The organism is Ilyomonas limi, from assembly GCF_005233845.1.
GTDB lineage: Bacteria > Bacteroidota > Bacteroidia > Chitinophagales > Chitinophagaceae > Ilyomonas > Ilyomonas limi.
This window is the reverse complement of the sequence record NZ_SZQL01000010.1, coordinates 177096-198964: the sequence shown is the minus strand read 5'-3', so window position 1 is coordinate 198964 and position 21869 is coordinate 177096. Positions and strand designations below refer to the sequence as shown.

At 39.8% G+C, this 21869-nt stretch carries 26 protein-coding genes; 17 read left to right on the top strand and 9 right to left on the bottom strand.

Going from position 1 to position 21869, the window contains the following annotated elements:
* Positions 1 to 6 precede the first annotated feature (6 nt).
* Entirely contained in the window at positions 7 to 633 is a 627-nt protein-coding gene (locus FC093_RS13715; protein ID WP_137262363.1) for a LolA family protein, read from the bottom strand.
* Positions 634 to 843: 210 nt separating this feature from the next.
* Here FC093_RS13715 and FC093_RS13710 point away from each other — a divergent pair, with 210 nt between their 5' ends.
* The 9 genes from FC093_RS13710 to FC093_RS13670 all read left to right on the top strand — a co-directional run bounded on the left by FC093_RS13710 (position 844) and on the right by FC093_RS13670 (position 7958).
* On the top strand, positions 844 to 1668 hold the full coding sequence (locus FC093_RS13710; protein ID WP_137262362.1) for an outer membrane protein assembly factor BamD: 825 nt from the start codon (positions 844 to 846) through the stop codon (positions 1666 to 1668).
* Positions 1637 to 1978: a DNA-directed RNA polymerase subunit omega gene (locus FC093_RS13705; RefSeq protein WP_137262361.1), complete on the top strand. Its 342-nt coding sequence runs from the start codon at positions 1637 to 1639 to the stop codon at positions 1976 to 1978. Before FC093_RS13710 ends, FC093_RS13705 begins: the two co-directional genes overlap by 32 nt.
* 310 nt (positions 1979 to 2288) lie before the next feature.
* Entirely contained in the window at positions 2289 to 3491 is a 1203-nt protein-coding gene (coaBC, locus tag FC093_RS13700) for a bifunctional phosphopantothenoylcysteine decarboxylase/phosphopantothenate--cysteine ligase CoaBC (protein WP_137262360.1), read from the top strand.
* Positions 3478 to 4401 carry a type IX secretion system protein PorD gene (gene porD / locus FC093_RS13695; protein WP_137262359.1) on the top strand — a complete coding sequence of 308 codons (924 nt, stop codon included), beginning with the start codon at positions 3478 to 3480 and terminating at the stop codon, positions 4399 to 4401. Before coaBC ends, porD begins: the two co-directional genes overlap by 14 nt.
* Positions 4398 to 4748, top strand: coding sequence for a DUF4296 domain-containing protein (locus tag FC093_RS13690; protein ID WP_137262358.1), 351 nt, complete (start codon positions 4398 to 4400; stop codon positions 4746 to 4748). Before porD ends, FC093_RS13690 begins: the two co-directional genes overlap by 4 nt.
* A 27-nt stretch (positions 4749 to 4775) precedes the next feature.
* A complete protein-coding gene (gene rpmI / locus FC093_RS24780) occupies positions 4776 to 5126 on the top strand; it encodes a 50S ribosomal protein L35 (RefSeq protein WP_449404367.1) in 351 nt (116 codons plus the stop codon).
* A gap of 113 nt (positions 5127 to 5239) precedes the next feature.
* Positions 5240 to 5584 carry a 50S ribosomal protein L20 gene (gene rplT / locus FC093_RS13680; RefSeq protein WP_137262357.1) on the top strand — a complete coding sequence of 115 codons (345 nt, stop codon included), beginning with the start codon at positions 5240 to 5242 and terminating at the stop codon, positions 5582 to 5584.
* A 303-nt stretch (positions 5585 to 5887) separates the two neighbouring features.
* Complete coding sequence (locus FC093_RS13675) at positions 5888 to 7315, top strand: type III PLP-dependent enzyme domain-containing protein (RefSeq protein WP_137262356.1); 1428 nt, start codon at positions 5888 to 5890, stop codon at positions 7313 to 7315.
* Between the two features lie 184 nt (positions 7316 to 7499).
* Positions 7500 to 7958, top strand: coding sequence for a nuclear transport factor 2 family protein (locus FC093_RS13670; protein WP_137262355.1), 459 nt, complete (start codon positions 7500 to 7502; stop codon positions 7956 to 7958).
* A 59-nt stretch (positions 7959 to 8017) separates the two neighbouring features.
* Here FC093_RS13670 and FC093_RS13665 read toward each other — a convergent pair whose 3' ends face one another.
* Positions 8018 to 8461, bottom strand: coding sequence for an LEA type 2 family protein (locus FC093_RS13665; RefSeq protein ID WP_137262354.1), 444 nt, complete (start codon positions 8459 to 8461; stop codon positions 8018 to 8020).
* A 184-nt stretch (positions 8462 to 8645) separates the two neighbouring features.
* On the opposite strand from FC093_RS13665, the gene FC093_RS13660 reads away from it, so the two are divergent.
* Positions 8646 to 9296: a hypothetical protein gene (locus FC093_RS13660; protein WP_137262353.1), complete on the top strand. Its 651-nt coding sequence runs from the start codon at positions 8646 to 8648 to the stop codon at positions 9294 to 9296.
* A gap of 188 nt (positions 9297 to 9484) precedes the next feature.
* Positions 9485 to 9670 carry a hypothetical protein gene (locus FC093_RS13655; protein WP_137262352.1) on the top strand — a complete coding sequence of 62 codons (186 nt, stop codon included), beginning with the start codon at positions 9485 to 9487 and terminating at the stop codon, positions 9668 to 9670.
* 105 nt (positions 9671 to 9775) lie between these two features.
* Here FC093_RS13655 and FC093_RS13650 read toward each other — a convergent pair whose 3' ends face one another.
* The 4 genes from FC093_RS13650 to FC093_RS13635 all read right to left on the bottom strand — a co-directional run bounded on the left by FC093_RS13650 (position 9776) and on the right by FC093_RS13635 (position 12549).
* On the bottom strand, positions 9776 to 10363 hold the full coding sequence (locus FC093_RS13650; protein ID WP_240743296.1) for an NUDIX hydrolase: 588 nt from the start codon (positions 10361 to 10363) through the stop codon (positions 9776 to 9778).
* Positions 10354 to 10884 carry a YfiT family bacillithiol transferase gene (locus tag FC093_RS13645; protein WP_137262351.1) on the bottom strand — a complete coding sequence of 177 codons (531 nt, stop codon included), beginning with the start codon at positions 10882 to 10884 and terminating at the stop codon, positions 10354 to 10356. The genes FC093_RS13650 and FC093_RS13645 overlap by 10 nt, the downstream gene beginning before the upstream one ends.
* Before the next feature lie 85 nt (positions 10885 to 10969).
* A complete protein-coding gene (locus FC093_RS13640; RefSeq protein ID WP_137262350.1) occupies positions 10970 to 11731 on the bottom strand; it encodes an ABC transporter ATP-binding protein in 762 nt (253 codons plus the stop codon).
* A 326-nt stretch (positions 11732 to 12057) separates the two neighbouring features.
* Positions 12058 to 12549, bottom strand: coding sequence for a CAP domain-containing protein (locus FC093_RS13635; protein WP_137262349.1), 492 nt, complete (start codon positions 12547 to 12549; stop codon positions 12058 to 12060).
* 194 nt (positions 12550 to 12743) lie between these two features.
* Between FC093_RS13635 and FC093_RS13630 the strand changes: the two genes are divergently transcribed.
* Positions 12744 to 14006, top strand: coding sequence for an aspartate kinase (locus FC093_RS13630; protein ID WP_137262348.1), 1263 nt, complete (start codon positions 12744 to 12746; stop codon positions 14004 to 14006).
* 160 nt (positions 14007 to 14166) lie between these two features.
* Here the strand turns inward: FC093_RS13630 and FC093_RS13625 are convergent, their stop codons facing one another.
* The 3 genes from FC093_RS13625 to radC form a co-directional block, all read right to left on the bottom strand.
* Complete coding sequence (locus FC093_RS13625) at positions 14167 to 15315, bottom strand: hypothetical protein (protein ID WP_137262347.1); 1149 nt, start codon at positions 15313 to 15315, stop codon at positions 14167 to 14169.
* 68 nt (positions 15316 to 15383) lie between these two features.
* Positions 15384 to 16559: an acyl-CoA dehydrogenase family protein gene (locus tag FC093_RS13620; protein ID WP_317129048.1), complete on the bottom strand. Its 1176-nt coding sequence runs from the start codon at positions 16557 to 16559 to the stop codon at positions 15384 to 15386.
* Between the two features lie 154 nt (positions 16560 to 16713).
* Complete coding sequence (radC, locus tag FC093_RS13615) at positions 16714 to 17403, bottom strand: RadC family protein (protein WP_137262345.1); 690 nt, start codon at positions 17401 to 17403, stop codon at positions 16714 to 16716.
* A 68-nt stretch (positions 17404 to 17471) separates the two neighbouring features.
* Here radC and FC093_RS13610 point away from each other — a divergent pair, with 68 nt between their 5' ends.
* The 5 genes from FC093_RS13610 (at position 17472) to FC093_RS13590 (ending at position 21424) form a co-directional block, all read left to right on the top strand.
* The gene (locus FC093_RS13610; RefSeq protein ID WP_137262344.1) at positions 17472 to 18425 is read left to right on the top strand and encodes a ribose-phosphate pyrophosphokinase; all 954 of its coding nucleotides are present in this window, start codon (positions 17472 to 17474) and stop codon (positions 18423 to 18425) included.
* A 77-nt stretch (positions 18426 to 18502) separates the two neighbouring features.
* Positions 18503 to 19093, top strand: coding sequence for a 50S ribosomal protein L25 (locus tag FC093_RS13605; protein ID WP_137262343.1), 591 nt, complete (start codon positions 18503 to 18505; stop codon positions 19091 to 19093).
* A 391-nt stretch (positions 19094 to 19484) separates the two neighbouring features.
* Positions 19485 to 20060, top strand: a complete 576-nt coding sequence (gene pth / locus FC093_RS13600; protein ID WP_137262342.1) for an aminoacyl-tRNA hydrolase — start codon at positions 19485 to 19487, stop codon at positions 20058 to 20060.
* A gap of 25 nt (positions 20061 to 20085) precedes the next feature.
* On the top strand, positions 20086 to 20697 hold the full coding sequence (locus FC093_RS13595) for a fumarylacetoacetate hydrolase family protein (RefSeq protein ID WP_137262341.1): 612 nt from the start codon (positions 20086 to 20088) through the stop codon (positions 20695 to 20697).
* Positions 20698 to 20806: 109 nt separating this feature from the next.
* Positions 20807 to 21424, top strand: a complete 618-nt coding sequence (locus FC093_RS13590; RefSeq protein WP_137262340.1) for an FMN-binding negative transcriptional regulator — start codon at positions 20807 to 20809, stop codon at positions 21422 to 21424.
* The last annotated feature ends 445 nt before the right edge of the window (positions 21425 to 21869 follow it).

Genomic DNA, 21869 nt, shown 5'->3' with positions numbered 1-21869 from the left:
AAAAACTTACTCTTCAATCACTTCCACACCCGGATGTGCTTTGGGGTCGAACGTGAATTTGCTGTCGGGAATATTTGCATTGGCGTTAATGTTGGATAATGTAAACTCGGTAACATTATCTGCCTTGTCTGTTATTTTTGCCTTGGTTACCAGGTCTTTGGTTTTATCAACATATACCGTTACCTGCTTAAAGTTCTTTCTTTTATCTACCGGCGTTAATGCAATCTGGTAAGTGCTGCCGGCAGAAGAAACGAGGTTATAATCGAAATCTTTATCGTAAAAATTGCTCAGGAATTTTTGTGGTGTAAAAGCTTTGCTATCATCATCCACATTCGAGACAGTTACTTCATTCTCGCCGTTGTAATTCCAGCTTTTGGCGCCGTTACTGTAAATTTCGGTGCTTCCCTGCTTTAAATAATATTGCTGACCTTTAATATAAATAATACCCTTTTTAATACCACGCACTACATTTTTACGGTCTTTGGTAGTATAAGAAAAATTAGCAGTAATACCTGTATTACCTTTCAGCTTATCGCTTACTTTGTCCAATATGGCTTTGGCATTGCCTGTTTGTGCAAAACTCATACTTAGTAATCCTATCGCAAAAACAAAAAACAGTACAATCTTTTTCATCAAAATTTTAATTTTTGGGTGGCAAAAATAGTTGAATTGTTATGTGTAATAAGATGCAGATTTCAAACAATCGTTTAACGGCTGGCATATTTCACATTTCTAAAACAGATTACATGCCAACATTCTTTATGTTTTAATTAACCTAAGCTGCTGTTTACTACAACAAAAGCCTTTCTATTATTGCTAATAAAACCTAATTTTGCACACTTTATGAAAATTGTAGTTCAGTTTTTGGCGGTTATTCTTCTGTTTTGCTCTTGCAGCAACCAATTTGGCAAAGTGCTCAAGAGCAAGGACAATGAATATAAATATAAAATGGCTGAACAGTATTATGCGCAAAAGAAGTGGGATAAGGCAGCGCAATTGTTTGAGCAGTTGTTTCCGTATGTGAAAGGAACGGCGCGTTTTGAAGATTTATACTACAAATATGCTTATTGCGCATACTACCAGAGAGACTACCTGAATGCAGAAAACCTGTTTAAGAATTATTTAGAGAGTTTTCCCAACAGCCAGCGTGCCGAAGAGGTGGAATTTATGCGGGCATTTTGCTTTTTTAAACAATCGCCCAAAGTAGATTTAGACCAAACCAGCACTTCCAAAGCCATTGCACTGTTGCAGGCTTTCATCAATACCCACCCCGGCAGCGAGCGCAATAAGGAAGCCGAAAATCTCATTAACCAATTACGCAGTAAGCTGGAAACGAAAGAGTTGAAAGCGGCGCAGTTGTATTACAACTTAGGCTATTACAAAGCAGCAGCCGTGGCATTTAGTACTTTGATGGATGATTATCCGGCCTCGGACCAAAGTGACAGCTATAAGCTGGAAGTGATAAAATCGGATTATAAATATGCCCAGATGAGCATTCCTGAAAAGCAGCAAGAACGCTATCAGCAGGTCTTAACGGATGTAGCCGATTTTGAAGACCGCTTTCCGCAAAGTAACTTACTGCCACAGGTACAGGACTATAAAACACAATCAACAAACAATATAAAACGCATACAAGATGAGCAAGCTAAGGCGACAACTCGGCAATAACACGCCCAGCGTAATAGAAACAAAAAGCCTTATTGATATAAAAGGGAAGACAGGCAATTTGTATGAATCTATTGCTATTATTGCTAAAAGAGCCAACCAGATAAATGTAACTATAAAGGACGAGCTGCATAGCAAGCTGGAAGAATTTGCTACGCATACCGACAGCCTGGAAGAAGTGCACGAAAACAAGGAGCAAATTGAAATTTCGCGCGCTTACGAAAAGATGCCCAACGCAGCTATCCTTGCAACGCAGGAGTTTATGGAAGACAAAATCTATTATCGCAAAAACGATGATGATTTGTTCAGATAAGAGCATTTCATTCCTGTAGAAATTTTTGAATAGCCAGCGGCTTTGCCGTTGGCTATTGCTTATATAACAGGCTGAAGTAATAACGCTGACAGAGTTATAGCACCCTGCAAGCATTAGGATAATTGCTTACTTCAACTGTAAAACATAAAATAAGCAATTACCATAGCTGCAACCAATATTAAGTAGAGGCTTTTTAGAGCATCCTATTTTAAAATAGGTAGATTGTAGCTTTACTTGCACTTTGTGGCTTGTAGCTATCACTCATTATCTTTACATACAATCAATTGCTACAATCCCCAAAATCGCACAGGTGTTAGCAAACAAAAAAATATTACTCGGCATTACCGGCAGCATCGCCGCTTACAAAGCTATTTTGCTGGTGCGTTTGCTCGTGAAGGCGGGCGCAGAGGTAAAAGTAGTGATGACGCCGGCGGCAAAAACATTTGTATCGCCGCTGGTGCTTTCCACATTATCCAAAAATAAAGTGTTGATTGAGCTGTTTGAAGAAGACACCTGGGCAAACCATGTGCAACTTGGTCGCTGGGCCGATGTAATGCTGGTGGCTCCATTGAGTTGCAATACATTGAGTAAAATGGCAAACGGCACCTGCGATAACTTGTTATTAGCCGTTTACCTCTCCGCCACCTGCCCGGTAATGGTTGCGCCCGCTATGGATGAAGACATGTGGCACCACCCGGCAACTAAGAAAAATATACAAATACTGCAATCTTTTGGCAATACCATTATCAATGTAAATAAAGGTGAACTGGCGAGTGGACTAACCGGCGAAGGCCGTATGGCAGAGCCGGAAGAGCTGGTAGCACAATTGGAATCCTTTTTCTCCAACACCCAACAATTAACGGGGAAAAAAGTATTGATTACGGCTGGTCCTACGCACGAAGCTATTGATCCGGTGCGTTTTATAGCCAACCATTCATCGGGCAAAATGGGCTATGCGCTGGCAGAAGCCTGTGCGCAACAAGGCGCTGAGGTTACTTTGGTAAGCGGACCAGTTTCCTTTTCATTACATAATAATGCTATCCGGCTTATAAAAGTAACAACAGCGCAACAGATGTACGATGCCTGTATGAATGTTTTTGCAGAGCAGGATATAGCTATTCTTGCCGCTGCGGTTGCCGATTACACACCGGTACATCCGGCTACAGAAAAGATAAAAAAGGCTGATGGAGAATTGATACTTCAACTCACTAAAACAAAAGATATTCTTAAATCGCTGGGTGAAATAAAAACAGGGGCGCAACTGCTGGTTGGCTTTGCACTGGAAACAAACAACGAAACAGCCAATGCTTTGCACAAGCTGCAAACTAAAAATGCCGACCTTATCGTTTTAAATTCGATGCAGGATGCAGGAGCAGCTTTTGGATACGATACCAATAAAGTGACCATTTTTGATACAGCCGGCAATGCATTTGCATCTGATTTAGTGAGTAAAAAAACTATTGCAAACTTTATTATTACTGTAATAACCAATAAATTGTATGATAAAGCTTAAACTATTTTGTTGTTTGCTGTTGCTGGCTGGCGCGCAGCTATTGCAGGCACAGGAATTACAGGCTAAAGTAACGGTGCTTACCCAATCGTTGCCTACATCGGTAAATAAACAACGGTTTAATACCCTGCAATCGCAGCTTACCAACCTGCTCAACAACCGCAAGTGGACAGATGATACCTATACTGCACAGGAAAAAATAGAATGTAATTTTTTACTCAATGTAACAGAAGCATCGGGCGAAGACAACTTTAAAGCAACCCTTACGATACAGTCGGCCCGGCCCGTGTACAATTCTGCCTATAAATCGCCCATCATCAATTTTCAGGATCCGAATGTAGATTTTAAATATGTAGAATACCAGCCAATAGAATTTAACGAGAATAATGTTGCCGGCAATGATCCGCTCAGTGCCAACCTCACGGCAACAATTGCTTATTACGTGTATATTATTTTAGGGTTCGATTACAATTCCTTTGCACCTAAGGGCGGGAACCCGTATTTTATGGAAGCGCAAAATGTGGTAAACAATGCACCGGAAAGCCGCAACATCAGTGGCTGGAAGGCCTTTGACGGACAGCGTAACCGCTACTGGCTTGCCAATAATGCAGTAAATACAAGGTATAACGTATTTAACGATATCGTTTATAATTACTACCGTCAGGGCATGGATAAAATGTATGATAATACCACTGCTGCACGCGAAAACATACTGGGCACATTGATGCAACTGCAAACTTTTAATCGTGAAAATCCTAATACGATGATTATGCAGTTTTTTTTGCAAAGCAAATATTCTGAGCTGGTGGGGGTATTTAAAAAAGCGTCGCCCGATATAAGAAGCCGTGCAGCCAATATTCTGCAACAAATTGATCCATCTAATGCTGATAAATACCGCGCTGAACTGAAATGAAAAAATACGTTGCTTTTACATGTATTATACTGCTAACCGCCTGCTCATCGGGCAATGAAATGCCAAAAGGTGTATTGCCCGTTGGCACAATGAAGACAGTCATTTGGGATTTGTCGCTGGCAGATGCTATGGCTTCGCAGAAATACACCCTACATAAAGATTCGCAGCGCATGATGGTGACTGGCTTGTATAGTAAAGTATTCAGCCTGCATAAAATTGATAAGGCTACATTTTACAAAAGCTTTGCTTATTACGAGGCACACCCAACCGCATTGCAAACGCTTTTCGATTCGGTAAATGCGTATGGTTCGCGCCAGAAAGTAAAAGTTTATCAAAAACCTATGTAAGATTCAACAATTTATTAAACATAACACTTGCATTTATACGCTGTTTGTACTACTTTTGCAGCCCCTTTAAAGGGCTGTTTTTATTTAAATCGCAGAAAACAGCGAATTACCCGTAAGGTTCAACAAGTGTTCGCCGGTGCGAACCACCAGCAGGGTGTAATCTTAACAGGATTATTTTTTATGCCTAAAGTTAAAACAAACTCCAGCGCCAAGAAGCGCTTTAAGGTGACCGCTACAGGAGAAATCACCTATCAGAAAGCTTTTAAACGTCACATTCTTACCAAAAAATCTACCAAGCGCAAGCGTAGCTTACGCAAAAAAGGAATGGTGAGTGCTCCCAACAAAGATTTTGTAATGCGTTTACTTCGCCTGAAGTAAGCCCGCCCCTGAAGGGAGTAAATGCACAGGGATTTTAATCATTATTCTATCATTCATTTTAGATGAAATAATTTAATTACCATTATTCAATCTAAAATCTAAAATAATTAACCATGCCACGTTCAGTAAATGCAGTAGCATCAAGGGCACGCAGAAAAAGAATTTTAAAACAAGCCAAAGGCTTTTATGGCAAGCGCAAAAATGTATATACCGTTGCCAAAAATATTGTAGAAAAAGGGATGACCTACAGCTATGTAGGCCGTAAACTGAAAAAACGCGAGTACCGCCAGTTGTGGATTGCGCGTATCAATGCAGCCGTAAGAGAAGAAGGAATGACCTATAGCCAGTTTATAGACAGGCTGAATAAAAAAGGTATTGAATTGAACCGCAAAGTATTAGCCGATATAGCTATGAACGAGCCGGAGAGCTTTAAAGCCCTGATTAATTCGGTAAAATAGTAAGCTGAAATAATTTGATAAAAGGAAATGAATGATATTCATTTCCTTTTTTGCTTTCCGTCATTACCGGCTTATCCTGATTTAAAAAAAATTCACAAATTGCTTCACTCCGTTCGCAATGATAATGTTATATTTTGAATGGCTAACCCAACTGGTTCAACAACATACTTTCATTAGTTTAATCAGCAAAGTAACCGCAACATCATTATCCAAAAAATTATCACCCCCTTATATTGTCAAACAATTACTTTTGTGTGGTTTATATCATTTTTCATCTGAAAAAACATTTTTCTAACCAAAAGGATGAATAATACTTATACCGCACTGGTGCAGCAAACCTTCCACTTTCCGCAGGAAGGGTTTAATCTCGACGACAATGGCTACCTCGAATTTAATGGTCTCAATCTGAAAGCCATTATTGATAAGTATGGTACACCACTTAAGCTAAGTTATTTGCCCAAGATTGGCAGGCAGATAAACAGAGCAAAAAAAATGTTTGAAAACGCCTTTAAAAGGCACAAGTATGAGGGCAAATATTTTTATTGCTATTGCACCAAAAGCTCGCATTTTTCTTTTGTGGTAGAAGAAGCTTTGAAGCATGATATTAACATAGAAACGTCTTATGCTTACGATATTGAAATTATCAACCGGTTGTACGAACGCCGGAAAATAACCAAAGACATCTCCATTATTTGCAATGGTTTTAAGCAAAGGAGTTATACTTCACGTATTGCCAAGCTCATCAACTCCGGCTTTAAAAATGTAATTCCGGTATTGGATAATAAAGAGGAGTTGCAGGCCTATCGCCGTAGCGTGAAACATCCTTTTAAATTAGGCATTCGCGTGGCAGCAGAAGAAGAACCAAGCTTTCCTTTTTATACATCCCGATTAGGCATTCGCGCCAAAGACATACTGGAATTTTATGTGGACAATATAGAAGGTTATGAAGATAAGTTTCAGTTGAAAATGTTGCACATCTTTTTAAATAAAGGTATCAAAGATGACATTTATTACTGGAGCGAGCTGAACAAAGTAGTTAATCTGTATTGCCAGTTAAAGAAAATTTGTCCCGAACTGGATTCGATTAACATCGGCGGTGGATTTCCTATCAAGCATTCGCTGGGTTTTGAATACGATTACCAGTTTATGATTAATGAAATTACAGGTATTATCAAAAAAGCCTGCAAGCGCGCCCGTGTGCCAATGCCTAATATTTATACAGAATTTGGTTCTTTTACCGTTGGCGAAAGTATGGCGCATATCTATAGCGTAATTAGCGAGAAACGGCAGAATGACCGTGAAAACTGGTACATGATTGATTCCTCTTTCATCACCACATTGCCCGATACCTGGGGCATTGGCGAAAAATTTTTACTATTGCCAATCAACAAATGGAATAACGATTATCAGCGTGTGGTATTAGGAGGTATTACGTGCGACAGCCATGATTATTACGACAGCGAAGAACACATCAATGAAGTATTTTTGCCTAAGATAGAAAGCGCAGATCCTAAACAGCAAGAGCAGAATAAAGAGCCGTTGTATGTTGGCTTTTTTCATACCGGCGCATACCAGGACCAGATAAGCGGATATGGCGGTATTAAGCACTGCCTTATTCCTTCGCCAAAGCACGTAATTGTAGAGTACGATAAAAGTGGCAAGCTGATAGACTGGCTGTACGCCAAAGAGCAATCAGCACAAAGTATGTTGAAGATATTAGGTTACTTATAAAAAGAAAGTTGATGTAATTGTTGAATGAAACTAAATAAAAGTTCATTAACAGCTTAAGCCTATTTATCCAACAATATATTCACTTTCTATACTGTTTTTTCAGCACTTAACCTACATGCATAAAAATTACGTGACCGGTTTATATTAAGGCCAATCATTCCCTATTTTTATACAAACAAAACATATGATTCGCTCTGCCACCACGCTCCTGCTTATGGCTGTTGTTTTTTGCATACAAACCGCCCATGCACAAACTACGGAAGATGCAATAAAACAAGCGATCAATCAATTGTTTACTGCCATGAAAAATGCAGATTCAGTTAGTTTGGTTTCTTGCTTTGCAGACAGTGCTGTATTGCAAACGATTGTGGATAATGAGGGTAAGATTAGCGTGCACAATGAGCAGGTAACCGGTTTTGCATCTTCTATTGCAAAGCTGCAAAAAGGCGATGCGGATGAGCAGGTAACTTTTAATGTGATAAAAGCAGATGGTGAACTGGCTATTGTGTGGGCGCCTTACAAGTTTTACTGGAAAGGCAAGTTCAGCCACTGCGGCATAGACTCTTTTCAATTAATCAGGATAGATGGTGTATGGAAAATTCAGTATTTAATTGATACCAGAAGAAAAGAAGCATGTGAGTAGTGGAAGCATGTCGCTTACTATTTTCATCGGCATACTTTCTTTACAACCGGACAACAATCTCAAAACAAGCTCAGTTGGTGCTTGCCCGAATACTTAAATGGTACATTTACAAAAAAGCCTGCTTTACCCACGCGCGTATTGCCTGTAACGTCCACCTGCACTTCATTGCTAAATAATACATTAAGCGAATTTCTGTAAACATTCCGCATATCCACCTGCACTTTTGATGGTAATGAAAACTCGCTACGTTTAGCAATGTGCATGGTGGTATCAAGTGTGTATTTACCTAAAAAATTATGGTTGATGTACACATCGCAATCCACATGCTTCAGATCCACGCCAAAGTTGTTGGGATTAAAATATACCAGATTCATCGAAATGGTAGAACGGTCAAAACCTAAGCTGTCAATCGAGAAATTCTGCACATCTCTATACTCAAAGCCCTGCGGTTTTTTGCAGGCAAAAAACACACAGCACAACAAAGCCAATAGCATAAAACGCATACAATAATTTTGGTTGCAAAATAGATCAGAAACTTTTTTGCATAATGCAATGCAGTGTTAAACAAAACCGGACTAACAGTACCGCATCACATGTTTATGCTATTTTAATCGTTTTTCAATCGTTATACTTTTGTGTCGTTAATCAATTAAAATAATATTGCATTTAATAAAAACAATCACCATCATGAAAATTTTTTCAATCCTTGGCGCACTTTTGTTATGCGCCGTATCCTTTAACACTTTTGCTCAGTTTGAGAGCAGCAAAGAAGTGTATTCGTCACCTAAACTGAATGCAGAAATTCCCAAACACAAGACTGTAGCCATCCTGCCATTCAGTGCCACTATTACGTACAAAAGACCACCAAAGAATTACGACGAAAACGCACACAAAGCAGAAGAAAAAGCATTAACTACCGACCTGCAATCTTCGATGTACACTTTCCTGCTGCGCAAAGGCGGCAAATATTCCTGCACTTTTCAGGATGTAGAGCGTACAAATGCACTGCTGAAAAAAGCCGGCGTGTACGACAGGCTGGATGAGATGACCCAGGATTCTGTTTGCCAAATATTGGGTGTAGATGCTGTAATAAAAGCGAAATATGCATACGAAAAAACGGCCAGCGAAGGTGCGGCTATTGCTAAAACCGTACTGTTTGGCAGCCTCGGCAGTAAAACCGGCAGTGGCGGATTAACAATGCAGATTTATAATGGCACCGACGGTGATTTGCTGTGGCGCTTTTACAAAGCCATGAACGACGATGTAATGAGCTCGACCGACGAACTGATTGAACGTATGATGCGCAAAGTAGCCCGCAATTTTCCTTACGATAAATAAAAATTAATAGAGAACATAAGCAAGCAATCGTTGAATAAAAATAAAAGCCTGGTATTCTTACCGGGCTTTTTGATTTATTTCTCATTAATGATTGATTATAGTTAGCTTAAATACTTCTTGCAGAACCATTCTGTTGCTATTTTAGCGTTCAGTTTTAAAATCCAATATAACCAATATCAACTTTTTGTATGCAACCCGATTATAACCAGCTTTGGCGCAACATGAATAATGGCCAAACTCCTGATGCGCAGTTCTATGCCCTTTTTGAAGACAGCCTGAACCAGTTTATTAGCACTAATTCCAATGTTGCGCAGGCTGCCAATAATGCCGTAGAGCAGAATAACAGCGATCATAATGTAGTAAATGCAGAATAGCTTTTCTTAAACCATACAGGCAAAGGCACACAAAAGAATATTATTATTGTTATTCTTTGTATGTATGTTGTGCCATAGTGTGTTGCTGCGGTTAAAAATAGCTTATTACAAATGAATACGCAGCTTACCCATTTTATGCAAAGCAAAAAAGATAGTGGTCATATGCATTGCTTGTATAATCTGGTTGTTTAATACCATTTGCACAAACTCTTCAAGCGGCACTAACAACACTTCTATTTCTTCATTTTCATCAAACGATTGCGGATGCGTGAGCTTGCCGCCGGTGAGTAAAAACATGTGCATCCAATTGCTGTTGGTACTGGGGTTTGGCGATGTTTTGCCCAGGTATTCTACTTCGTCAAAGGTGTAGCCAGTTTCTTCTATAAACTCGCGGCGAATGGCGGCTTCGGGGTTAGCATCGGTAGCATCTATACATCCACCAGGTATTTCGGTACTTACTATCTCCACTGCATGGCGGTATTGCTTTACGAGTATTACTTCATTACTATCCGTAAGCCCCATGCCGGTAGCCCATTGCGGATATTCAACAACATAGTATGGATAAACAATTTTGCCATCACTTTTTTGGCATTTATCCCGGCGCGCACGCAACCAGGTATCGTTAAAAAGATATTCCGATGAAAGTGTTTTCCACTTCATCTTTTCCTCATCGGCGTTGTGTATTATGTCCATTGCATTCTTTCTCTTAATGATAAAATATGTTGCACATGATGCCTGCCATGCCATGCATACAAGCCCAGTAAAAACCACAACGTTAATTCTTTTTTATGTTCGGGATGAAAAACGGTACGCATCCATTCCGCTTCACTTAAATCTTTGACAGTAGCAAACCAGCGCTCGTGCAAAGCAAATAATAAAGTAACAGAAATATTGATAGGCAATATTTTTACATCATTCAATTCCGCCCACAGCCTTTCCTCATACGGTTTAATGGGTGGATTGTCTTCCGTTAATCCCAACTTAAAACGGATATATGCATTCATATGGCTGTCGGCAATATGATGCATCAGTTGATGCACTGTCCAGCCACCTTCGCGGTAAGGCGTGTGCAGTTGCGCTTCATCTAAGTTGTGCACGGCATTTTCCAGGTCGGATGGTAAGAGTTGCAAGTCGAGCAGCCACTTATCTTTTTGTTGTTGTGAGTAAGGCTGCGGCTCGTATTTGCCAATAGGATAACGTGGATCGGGAGACATAATGTATGGAATATTGAAGATGGAACATTGATTAAATGTAAATCACCTCAATATTAAATCTTAAATATTCAATCTTCAATAAATTTTATTCTTCACGCAAATGTTTGCCGGTGAGATTGATAAACACATCCTCCAGATTTGCCAGCTTCACTTGTTTTGTCCGCTCAAAACCCGATGCTAACAAATCATCAATCAGTTGGTCGGGAGAAGCTAAAGAAATAATTTTTCCGGAATCTATAATGGCAACGCGGTCGCACAACACTTCCGCTTCATCCATGTAATGCGTGGTAATAATAACAGTGGTGCCGCGATTACGGATTTCAATAATCAAATCCCAAAGATTACGTCGCGCTTGTGGATCGAGCCCGGTTGTAGGTTCATCCAGAAAAATAATTTTTGGTGTGTTGATAAGCGTTGTAGCTATAGAAAACCGTTGTTTTTGCCCACCGCTTAATTCCTTGTATTTATTCTTTGCTTTATCTCGCAGGTTTACAGAATCCAGTAAAGTCATCGGGTCGATGTTTTTGTTGTATAAACCTGCAAAAAGTTGCATCAGTTCTACTAAATTTAAACCCGGATAATAACCCGAAGATTGTAACTGTACACCAATAATCTTCTTTATTTCATTAGGCTGTTTATCTAAGTTAAAAGCATCTACTATTACTTCGCCGCTGGTTTTTTCGCGCAGCGTTTCTATAATTTCCAGCGTGGTAGATTTACCAGCACCGTTTGGCCCAAGTAAACCAAATATTTCGCCTTCCTGCACATCGAAACTGATACCTTTTACTGCCTGAAAATCCCCGTAATTTTTTACCAAATTCTTTACAGAAATAATGGTCCTGTTCATGGCGGCAAGTTAGTGCTTCGTTTTGGAATGAAGTTTTAAAAGTGATTTTTGCTTTCACCGCAGAGAAGAGGAGTAAATAGCGTTTACGCAGAGCGTTTGTTTTAATACAGATGTATTTGTCACTGCAAACATAGCGAAGCATCTGTACGTTGTAGTGTAATCAAAATAACTATCAGTAATAATTTATTAGCATAGTATAGATTGCTTAGCAATGCTTGTAATGACGAGGTTTATTATACTTTTCAAAAGCAAAATTTACAATTAAACGCCTTCCAATTTCCTATTCATAAACGCTGCTTACTTCTCTTTTCTGCGGTGAAAGGAAATTATTTCTTAATAAAAATTTGTGTAAAAAAGATAACGCCATCTGCACGTTGCACAGTGCCAATGCCGGTAAGATTGTAATTACCTTCAATGTTTTTCTTATGCCCCGGACTATGCAGCCAGCCATCCACTACCTCAGCAGCAGTTAAATTGCCATACGCCACATTCTCGGCAGCGCCGCTGATAAAGCCGGTTACTTTACGAATGTCAGCAATCCTACTTTCAAAACCATCGTGACCGAAAGGTGTAGTACCTTTCACCATATCTACGCTGTGATGCTGCGCTTCTGTATTGGCTACATTCAGCATTTGCAGTTCATTCAAACCCATCTCTTTACGATGTTGGTTGATGAGTGTAAGAATATCTGTATTAAGCGTTGCAAGATTGATTTTATTATAATTAGTCACTCTTGTATGCAAGTCTTTTGCCTGTGCACAGGCAGAAAAATTGGTGAGGAATAAAAATGCCAACAATATTGTTACTATGTTTCTCATGCTTTAAAAACGATTGATGTTAATAACGATTATTGAAACCTGCAAATTGTAAGAAAGTTTAAAATAAGCTTCTGTTAACAGGTGCAACTATTCAGCCAGCAACACATCTATTAGTCAATTAAAGCCTGAATATTTCTTCTTCACGCAACTGCTATCTTTGCTGCTCTTTGCATTCAAAGCATTAATTAGTATAGATGAAAGTTTTCAAATTTGGTGGTGCGAGCGTAAGCACGGTGGATCGGATTCATAATGTAGGCAATATACTACAGGAATATAACGGCGAACAGCTGATGGTGATTATTTCGGCAATGGGTAAAACCACCAACGCATTGGAAAAAGTAGCGGAAGCTTTTTATGCCGGCAACACAGTGGAAAGCCTGCGCCTGTTTGATGTGATTAAGCAACAACACATTACAACCGCCAAGTATTTACTGGTTACACATTACAATGCGTGTTTAGCAAAACTTACCGATTTTTTTACAGAGGTTGAGTGGCTCCTGCACGATAAACCTTCCAAGCCATACGATTATTATTACGATCAGGTAGTATGTGTGGGCGAAATGCTGAGCACCTGCATTGTAAGTCATTATTTGCGGGAGACAGGCATAGCTAATAAATGGATAGATGTGCGCGATGTGATACGCACCGATGATAATTTTCGTGATGCAACGATAGACTGGACAGTAACGGAAGCAAAAACAAAAGAATGGGTGCAGCCGCTTTTTAGGGAGAACAATATCGCTATCACGCAAGGCTTTGTAGGCAGCACCGATGAAAACGAAAGTACTACACTGGGGCGCGAAGGCAGTGATTTTACGGCTGCTATTTTTGCTAATATTTTAGATGCAGAAAGCCTTACTATCTGGAAAGATGTGGAAGGTGTGATGAATGCCGATCCAAAAATTTTTAGCGATGCACAACTGATTAAAGAATTAAGCTTTGCCGAAGTGATTGAAATGGCTTATTATGGTGCACAGGTTATTCATCCAAAAACCATTAAGCCTTTGCAAAACAAAAGCATACCATTGCATGTAAAATGTTTCTTGGACATTCGGTTGCCCGGCACTATCATTTATAATAAGCAGGTAAAAAACTTACCGCCCATTATTATTCTAAAAAATAATCAGGCTTTGCTACACCTGAGCACGCAGGATTTTTCGTTTGTTGGCGAAGCGCCTATGAGCCGCTTATACAACCTTTTTGGACAATTAAAAATTAAACCCAACCTCATTCAAACCGGCGCCATCAATGTGCAATTGTGCATGGATGATAAAAGCGATAAAACAGATCAGTTGGCTGCAGAAGCGTCTCAATTGTTTGACGTACAGGTGGTAAAAAATTTAACCTTGCTCACCATCCGGCATTTCACCAAAGACCTGATGAATACTATGCTATCGGGAAAAAATATTTTGCTGCAACAGCAAACAAAAGAAACGGTGCAGGTGTTGTATGTGTAGAGAAGTTGTGAACCATGAGCTATAAGCCACAAGCTATTAGCCAGATGTAAACTACAAGCATAAGAATAGAATATGTATGGTTTATAAAGCTGCCATTATAATTTACTATCAGTTAAATCAGTTACTTATCAGCATAATCTGCAATCCGGAATTCGTCAGTTTAATTAGCGATTAAATATCTTCTTAATGCTAAGTATTCTACAAACAAAGCATCGTTGTAAGCAGGACAATAATGATAGAACAAGCCCCAGCCTTTGCGCGTAAAAATTTTCCTTATTGGCAGCGGAAAATAAGAAGGAATATTACCGATAAAAAAGGGTAAATCGTTTTGCTCGATGGCATCAATGTTGGGTATCTTAAATGCCGGCGGAACATAGCCCCAACGCATAATAGCCGTGCAGAGAATAGCCTTTTCCAACGGATTATTTGTTTGTGCAAATTGACGTACAGCAGTTGTTATTAATGCAATTTTCAACACTTCCAATTGCGGTATAGGCTTATTGCTCATCAGCCTTGAAAGATGATACAATATGATGGATGTATTACCATAATAAGGCGAGATGGAAACTGGCTTTTTAATATAATCGCCACTGGTAATTGATTGTATAATTATCTGCAGGCTGGCACTATCGGCAGCAGTCCACTGCAAGTTGTAATACTGCACAAAATGTAAAACATTGCTCAATACACATACATCAAAAACAACTGGAAAATCTTTGCCGTACCACACCGAATAAGCTGCATATTTTCGATAGTTTTTATTAATAGCTTTTGCGTTCTCCTTATTCTTATTAATGTAATACTGCATCTCCTTGTGCACCGCTGAGGCCCTTGCACTGTCTGCATTTTGCGCCAGCAAACTCAATACGGTATCATCCATGTCATCGGGCAAAGCCGTATTCTTTTTCATCTTATGAATCCAGTTAGTATAAGGGAAAATATACGCGCTATCTGTACGCCAAAAGTTGTAGGTAGTGCGCCCTTTTTTATTCTTAAAATAAGTATAAGCAGTTGAAGCTTGTACATGAATGCTATCGTACGGAGTAGGATTAATTAGGTGTTTTGAACGAAGGTTGCGGAGTGTATAATCAATCAATGCAGTAAAGAAAATATTATTGTCTTTTTTACGCTCACTAAAATGAAGTTGATTAGAGATATACGAAGGAAAAATACCATTAACAAAAAAGCTATTATTATTTACCTGATGTGCAGCAATCCTTTTCATTAATTCACTCATCAATGCACTATCCTGCGCAGATGAATGCAGCGAAATAAGGAGCAAAAAGATGAAGAAAAAATACTTGCGCATGATAAAGACGAATGCACAAATAAAACATTATTACACGAATGAGAATACGAGTTTATGAAAGAAAATACTTATCGTAAAATTTTCCGGCTGATAACAATACGCTGCACTTCGCTGGTACCTTCGTATATCTGTGTTATTTTGGCATCGCGCATCATGCGCTCCACATGATATTCTTTTACATAGCCATAACCACCATGTATCTGCACAGCCTCAGTAGTTACCCACATTGCTGTTTCGCTGGCATATACTTTTGCCATGGAGGAGCTAAGTGAGTAATCCAAATTACTATCTTTTTCCCAAGCCGCTTTCAAACACAGCATGCGTGCAGCCTCTACACGTGTAGCCATATCTGCAAGCTTAAATTGTATAGCCTGGTGCTTGCTTAATTCACCACCAAAAGCTTTACGTGTATTGGCATATTTTAATGATAACTCATAAGCACCGGCAGCAATGCCCATTGCCTGCGATGCAATACCAATGCGGCCTCCGGCTAATACTTTCATGGCGAATGTAAACCCAAAACCCTCCGCTCCTATACGGTTTTGTTTTGGCACTGCTACATCATTAAACAAAATGCTGCAGGTATCGCTGGCACGAATGCCCATCTTATTTTCTTTAGCAGCTACGGTTATCCCTTTCCAATGCTTTTCTACAATAAAAGCACTGATACCATGTGCACCTTTGCTACTATCTGTTTGCGCCATTACCAGATACACGCTTGCCGTAGAGCCGTTGGTTATCCAGTTTTTAGTACCGTTTAATAAGTAAAAATCACCCTTATCTTCGGCAGTTGTTTTTTGATGCGTTGCATCGCTGCCTGCTTCGGGTTCGCTTAATAAAAAAGCGCCGATATATAATTTATCATCTTTTATTCCTTGCGCCAGTGGCGCTAAGTATTGTTCTTTTTGTGCTTCGGTGCCAAACTCCTGCAAACCAGAACAGACCAGGCTATTATTTACACTCATTACCACGCCTGTACTGGCGTCTATTTTACAAATTTCTTCCATTGCCAGCACATAGCTTACTGTGTTCAAACCCGCACCACCATATTCCGGCTTAATCATCATACCCATAAAGCCAAGCTGTGCCAGCATTTTTATTTGTTCGTACGGGAAACGTTGTTGTTCGTCTCTTGCTATTACGCCGGGCAAACATTCATTTACGGCAAAATAGTGCGCCGCTTGCTTAATCATTAATTGTTCTTCAGTCAGTTGCAGGTTCATAATTTCATCTATAAAAATCAAAACTAATGATTGTTAGCATTCAGATGGAGATTTGGAAAGATTTTATGATCTACCGGATTAATAACAGTACTTAATAATGCAGTGTTCTATAGCTGGTAAGAGGGCTTCGTGAGTGCATTAACTTCTATATCGCTGTAATTCAACAACTCTTATTTTACAAAATACCTTCATCGGCAAAGCTGTAATGTCCGTCTTCGCTTACAATAATGTGGTCGAGCACGGTCATATCCAGCATGGCTGCTGCATCTTTTATTTTGGCAGTCAGATCGCGGTCGGCACGGCTGGGCTTAAAAGAGCCGCTGGGATGATTGTGGCAAAGGATGATATTTACCGCATCGTGCGAAAGTGCTTTCTTCAATATAATTCTCGGGTCAGCTACCGTGCCGGTAATGCCGCCTTCGCTCAGCACTTCGTAATGCATAATTTTATTTGCCTGGTTAAGAAACAACACCGCAAATACTTCGTGCTTTTTGTATTGCAGTTTGGCTTTTAAAAATGCAGCTACATCACGGCTGTGCGTAATGGTATCTCTTTTCTTCTCGGCAGCATCGCGGCGAATGCCCAACTCCAAAGCAGCGGCAATGCTTATTGCTTTAGCTTCGCCAATACCTTTTATTTTTAATTTTAATAGTTCTTTTATAGAAAGTCGGCCAAGGCGGTTTAAATCGTTGTCAACTTTATTTAACAAGCTTTTGCATACATCCACAGCACTTTGGTCGCGCGTGCCATTGTTAATTAATATAGCTAAAAGTTCTGCATTACTCAGGGCTTCAGCGCCTTTCAGCATCATTTTCTCGCGCGGACGGTCATCTTCCGCCCAGTTTTTTATTGTTGCGTTAGTCATGGTAAAAAATAAAACGGCATCAAAATACAAATTCCTTTTGTAATTATCTTCGCCGCTTATATCCAGCTATGAATCCTTCGGTAAAAATTTTTTCAGGCACTGGCTCTGAGGAGCTTGCAAAGAAGATAGCGCTGCGCTTTGGTGCGCCGCTCGGCAAGATTAATATTCAAAAGTTTAGCGATGGCGAGTTTCAGCCTGTTTTTTTAGAAAGCATACGCGGTGATTATGTATTTCTGATACAAAGCACGTTTGCCCCAACAGATAACCTGATGGAGCTCCTGCTGATGATAGATGCAGCCAAGCGGGCAAGTGCGTATAAAATTATAGCGGTGATGCCGTATTACGGCTTTTCGCGGCAGGACAGAAAAGATAAGCCGCGGGTAGCTATAGGTGCAAAACTGGTAGCCACACTGGTGGAAGCTGCTGGCGCCAACCGCGTAATAACTATGGATTTACATGCCGCACAAATTCAGGCGTTCTTCGATATCCCGGTTGACCATCTGGACAGTTCTGCCATATTTATCCCTTATATTGAACAATTAAAGTTGGAAAACCTTACCTTTGCCGCCCCCGACGTAGGAAGTACCAATCGGGTAAGGGAAATTGCCTCTTATTTCAGTGCCGATATGGTGATTTGCGATAAGCATCGCAAGCGGGCAAATGAAATAGCAAGCATGGTGGTAATAGGTGAAGTAGCTGGCAAGGACATTATACTGATAGATGATATTTGCGATACCGGCGGCACACTGGCAAAAGCGGCAAAACTATTGAAAGATAAAGGTGCAACCAGCGTACGCGCATTATGTACGCACCCAATACTCAGCGGTAACGCTTATCAAACAATAGAAAACAGTGTGTTGGAAGAATTGGTGGTTTGTGATACGATACCATTGAAGAGAGAAAGCCAAAAGATAAAAGTGATTTCGGTAGCCGATTTATTTGCCATTGCCATCCGCAATGCATACGAAAATAAAAGTATCACCAGCCTGTTTATTCATTCTCAGTTGAGGGGAATCAGGTAGGAGGTACGAGAGACAAGAAGCAAGCAGAAGCTGTAAGCAGCAAACAAAAAGTATTAATTTTTTAATCAATTATAACAATGAAGACAATTACAATCGAAGGTCACCTGAGGACCGAAAGCGGCAAAAAAGCCACCCGCCAGCTCCGCTCTCAGGATAACGTGCCAGGTGTAATTTACGGGGGTGCCAATGAAGTTAACTTCTACACTTCTGCCAAAGCGTTAAAACCTTTGGTTTACACAGGCGAGTTTCAGTTAGCACAGGTAAATGTAGATGGCAGCAGCTACACCTGCATTATGAAGGATCTGCAGTTTGACAAAGTAAGCGATAAGCTGAACCACATAGACCTGCTGGAACTGGTAGAAGATAAAAAAGTGGTTGCTACTTTGCCTCTTAAGTTTACGGGTGTATCGGTGGGTGTAAAGGCTGGTGGTAAGCTTATTACAAAGATGAATGCTTTAAAAGTAAAGGCTTTGCCAAAAGACCTGAAAGAGCACATTGAAGTGGATATTACCAACCTGGATTTAAATGGGAACATCCGTGTGGAAGATGTAAAAGAACCAAACCTGGAAATCTTAAACTCTCCACGTATTCCTATTGCATCGGTTGTGCTTACCCGCCAGTTGAAGCAGGAAGAATCTGCTGCAGCAAAAGAAGAAAAGAAAAAATAGTATTTATTATTGTATTCAACGTTTTCAAAAAAACAAAGCCCTGCTTGTATGCGGGGCTTTGTTTTGTATGGATTTATAACACATGCCTGCCTGCTGGCAGACAGAGGTGGCACGTATATTCATGTACGGATGAGATGGGATGTTTGTGTATGATGTAATGATGTATGGGAAGATATAACGCCGTAGCAGCGGAGTTTGTGCCCGAATAGTAGCGGAAAGCCGGCCCGCGGCGGAAAAGTTTACAACCTGCTGCTTACAGTAGAAAGTTGCCAAACTGTGAACCGCTGCGGGGCATGCTCAAATAATAAAACAACTTATTGTTCCACTTTGAATTTATTTTATCAAAGTGAGACAAAACATTTTGTGCAATGCTGTTTAAACGTAAATTTATATGTCGAAAATTTTGATTGTTGGTTTAGGAAATATCGGAACAGAATACGCCCATACACGACACAATATTGGCTTTGATGTGGTTAATAGCTTTGCTTTGAAGCACAGTGGTATGTTTAAAACAGACCGGCTGGCCGAGGTAGCGGAAGTAAAGTGGAAAGGAAAAACATTTATTTGCATTAAGCCAACTACCTACATGAATCTCAGCGGAAAAGCTTTTAAATACTGGATGGATAAAGAGAAGATTTTGCTCGAACATACCTTAACCATTGTAGATGAAATTGCATTGCCACTTACCAAAATGCGCATCCGTCCATCCGGAAGCGCGGCAGGACACAATGGCCTGCGGGATATTGAGCAAACATTAGGTACCGATAAATATCCACGGTTGCGCTTTGGAATTGGCAACCATTTTCCAAAGGGAATGCAAGTGGAATATGTTCTGGGCAAATGGCTTAAAGAAGAACTGCCGATAGTGAATAAAAAGACTGAAGTTGCAGTGGAAGCCATTGAAAGCTTTGCTGCCATTGGTATCGAACGCACGATGAATATGTACAACAATATGGAGATTGCTTGAACCTTAAAACCGAAACCACCCTTATATGAAAATTTTTTGTGTTGGGCGCAACTATGCAGAACACGCCAAAGAATTAAACAACGAAATTCCGGAAGAGCCAGTCATTTTTATGAAACCCAAAACGGCATATACCCCGCAGCCGCCTACATTTATATATCCCGAGTTTACCAACGAGCTGCACTATGAGGCAGAGCTGGTGCTGCGCGTATGCAAAAATGGTAAATATATTGAGCCGCATCATGCCCTGCAATATGTGGATGCGATTACGGTGGGTATAGATTTCACAGCCCGCGACCTGCAACGCGAACTGAAGAAGAAAGGGCTGCCATGGGAAATTGCCAAGGCATGGGACAACTCGGCATTAACGGGTGAATTTATAAAAATAAAACCCGAAGCATTGAACAGACCAATTCATTTTAGCCTGGAGCGTAATGGCGAAGTAGTACAACGTGGCAATACTGCCAATATGTTGTACACAATACCTAAATTAATCACTTATATATCCCGGTTTTTCTCGCTTAATATTGGCGATCTTATTTTTACCGGCACACCCGAAGGCGTTGGCGAATGTTCCGTAGGAGATGAATTAACGGGTTATCTGGAAGGTGAAAAAATGTTTTATACCTATATAAAGTGAGATGGCTGCATACGTATAATTTCATTTGCGTTTCTGGTTAGCAGAAATGGAAACGGGTTTGGTAATTTTGTGAGCGACCGTAATAACCAAAATAGCAGGAAGAAAAGTCATGTATATTCCAAACAGCAATTTATTGACGGATAAAACAGAGGCTGTTGCGTTTATGAAGAGGTTTAGTTTTGCAACAATTATTACCGCAAAAAATAGTTTACCAATAGCAACACACTTGCCTTTTCTCGTAACTATTCAGGACGATAATATCGTGCTGACTTCACACTTTGCAAAAGCAAATGATCAGTGGAAAGATATTGAGAATAATAAAATTCTAGTAATTTTTAGTGAACCTCACGCTTACATTTCTCCCAAACATTATGACAAAGAATTAAATGTACCAACCTGGAACTACATTTCGGTACACGCTTATGGACGAGGGGAACTAATAACAGAAACCAGCAAAGTCTTTGAAATACTTGAAAGAACTATCGATAACTACGAGATTGAATATAAACACCAATGGAACAATTTGCCAGATTATTATAAGGCCGGGCTTTCAAAAGGAATTGTTGCGTTTGACATGGTGGTAACAGAATTACAGGGAAAGAAAAAGTTAAGTCAAAACAAGACTGAAAACGAACGGAAGAAAATTATCAATGCACTTTCAAAGAGCGAGCCCACAAACGAACAATTAATTGCAGAATACATGAAAAATAATCAGCACAGGAGTTGAAATTCATTCTCCTGGTAAGTACTTGTTTGGAAAGAGCAAGCTAATAAAATCGCATTAATAATCGGTACAATAATCTTATTTTTGGTCTGTTACATTAAAATTATCATAGGATAAAATATGCTAAAGCGAATACCTGTTTGGTTTAAAAATCTAACCCCGCTAAAACAACTTAGTGTTGCATTTATAACAAACTGGATTATTTGGTTTATCGCATCATTAGCAAGGGACCGGGTATTTTATAACGAAAAGCATTCGATGGCATCTCATATTTTTTATGCGACTTGGATGGCTTTTTTATGACTATTTTTTTCAACTGGATAAAGTTCAAATCCCTCTTTAAAAGACAGCACAATCGAAAAACAATGGAAGTAAAAGAATAAAATTTCCATTCACCTCCATAATTTGAAATCTTCCTACAACTCGATATAACACAACAGCCGACAGT

Excerpts from the sequence above, each read along its gene's own strand:
- FC093_RS13645 (WP_137262351.1), bottom strand. The coding sequence starts at position 10,884 with ATGTCTCCCGATCCACGTTATCCTATTGGCAAATACGAGCCGCAGCCT.
- FC093_RS13630 (WP_137262348.1), top strand. The coding sequence starts at position 12,744 with ATGAAAGTTTTCAAATTTGGTGGTGCGAGCGTAAGCACGGTGGATCGG.
- FC093_RS13660 (WP_137262353.1), top strand. The coding sequence starts at position 8,646 with ATGAAAATTTTTTCAATCCTTGGCGCACTTTTGTTATGCGCCGTATCC.
- FC093_RS13690 (WP_137262358.1), top strand. The coding sequence starts at position 4,398 with ATGAAAAAATACGTTGCTTTTACATGTATTATACTGCTAACCGCCTGC.
- pth (WP_137262342.1), top strand. The coding sequence starts at position 19,485 with ATGTCGAAAATTTTGATTGTTGGTTTAGGAAATATCGGAACAGAATAC.
- FC093_RS13670 (WP_137262355.1), top strand. The coding sequence starts at position 7,500 with ATGATTCGCTCTGCCACCACGCTCCTGCTTATGGCTGTTGTTTTTTGC.
- FC093_RS13595 (WP_137262341.1), top strand. The coding sequence starts at position 20,086 with ATGAAAATTTTTTGTGTTGGGCGCAACTATGCAGAACACGCCAAAGAA.
- FC093_RS13650 (WP_240743296.1), bottom strand. The coding sequence starts at position 10,363 with ATGGACATAATACACAACGCCGATGAGGAAAAGATGAAGTGGAAAACA.
- FC093_RS13655 (WP_137262352.1), top strand. The coding sequence starts at position 9,485 with ATGCAACCCGATTATAACCAGCTTTGGCGCAACATGAATAATGGCCAA.
- FC093_RS13625 (WP_137262347.1), bottom strand. The coding sequence starts at position 15,315 with ATGCGCAAGTATTTTTTCTTCATCTTTTTGCTCCTTATTTCGCTGCAT.
- FC093_RS13590 (WP_137262340.1), top strand. The coding sequence starts at position 20,807 with ATGTATATTCCAAACAGCAATTTATTGACGGATAAAACAGAGGCTGTT.
- FC093_RS13665 (WP_137262354.1), bottom strand. The coding sequence starts at position 8,461 with ATGCGTTTTATGCTATTGGCTTTGTTGTGCTGTGTGTTTTTTGCCTGC.
- FC093_RS13715 (WP_137262363.1), bottom strand. The coding sequence starts at position 633 with ATGAAAAAGATTGTACTGTTTTTTGTTTTTGCGATAGGATTACTAAGT.
- FC093_RS13705 (WP_137262361.1), top strand. The coding sequence starts at position 1,637 with ATGAGCAAGCTAAGGCGACAACTCGGCAATAACACGCCCAGCGTAATA.
- porD (WP_137262359.1), top strand. The coding sequence starts at position 3,478 with ATGATAAAGCTTAAACTATTTTGTTGTTTGCTGTTGCTGGCTGGCGCG.
- FC093_RS13710 (WP_137262362.1), top strand. The coding sequence starts at position 844 with ATGAAAATTGTAGTTCAGTTTTTGGCGGTTATTCTTCTGTTTTGCTCT.
- FC093_RS13635 (WP_137262349.1), bottom strand. The coding sequence starts at position 12,549 with ATGAGAAACATAGTAACAATATTGTTGGCATTTTTATTCCTCACCAAT.
- FC093_RS13605 (WP_137262343.1), top strand. The coding sequence starts at position 18,503 with ATGAAGACAATTACAATCGAAGGTCACCTGAGGACCGAAAGCGGCAAA.
- radC (WP_137262345.1), bottom strand. The coding sequence starts at position 17,403 with ATGACTAACGCAACAATAAAAAACTGGGCGGAAGATGACCGTCCGCGC.
- FC093_RS13675 (WP_137262356.1), top strand. The coding sequence starts at position 5,888 with ATGAATAATACTTATACCGCACTGGTGCAGCAAACCTTCCACTTTCCG.
- FC093_RS13610 (WP_137262344.1), top strand. The coding sequence starts at position 17,472 with ATGAATCCTTCGGTAAAAATTTTTTCAGGCACTGGCTCTGAGGAGCTT.
- FC093_RS13640 (WP_137262350.1), bottom strand. The coding sequence starts at position 11,731 with ATGAACAGGACCATTATTTCTGTAAAGAATTTGGTAAAAAATTACGGG.
- rplT (WP_137262357.1), top strand. The coding sequence starts at position 5,240 with ATGCCACGTTCAGTAAATGCAGTAGCATCAAGGGCACGCAGAAAAAGA.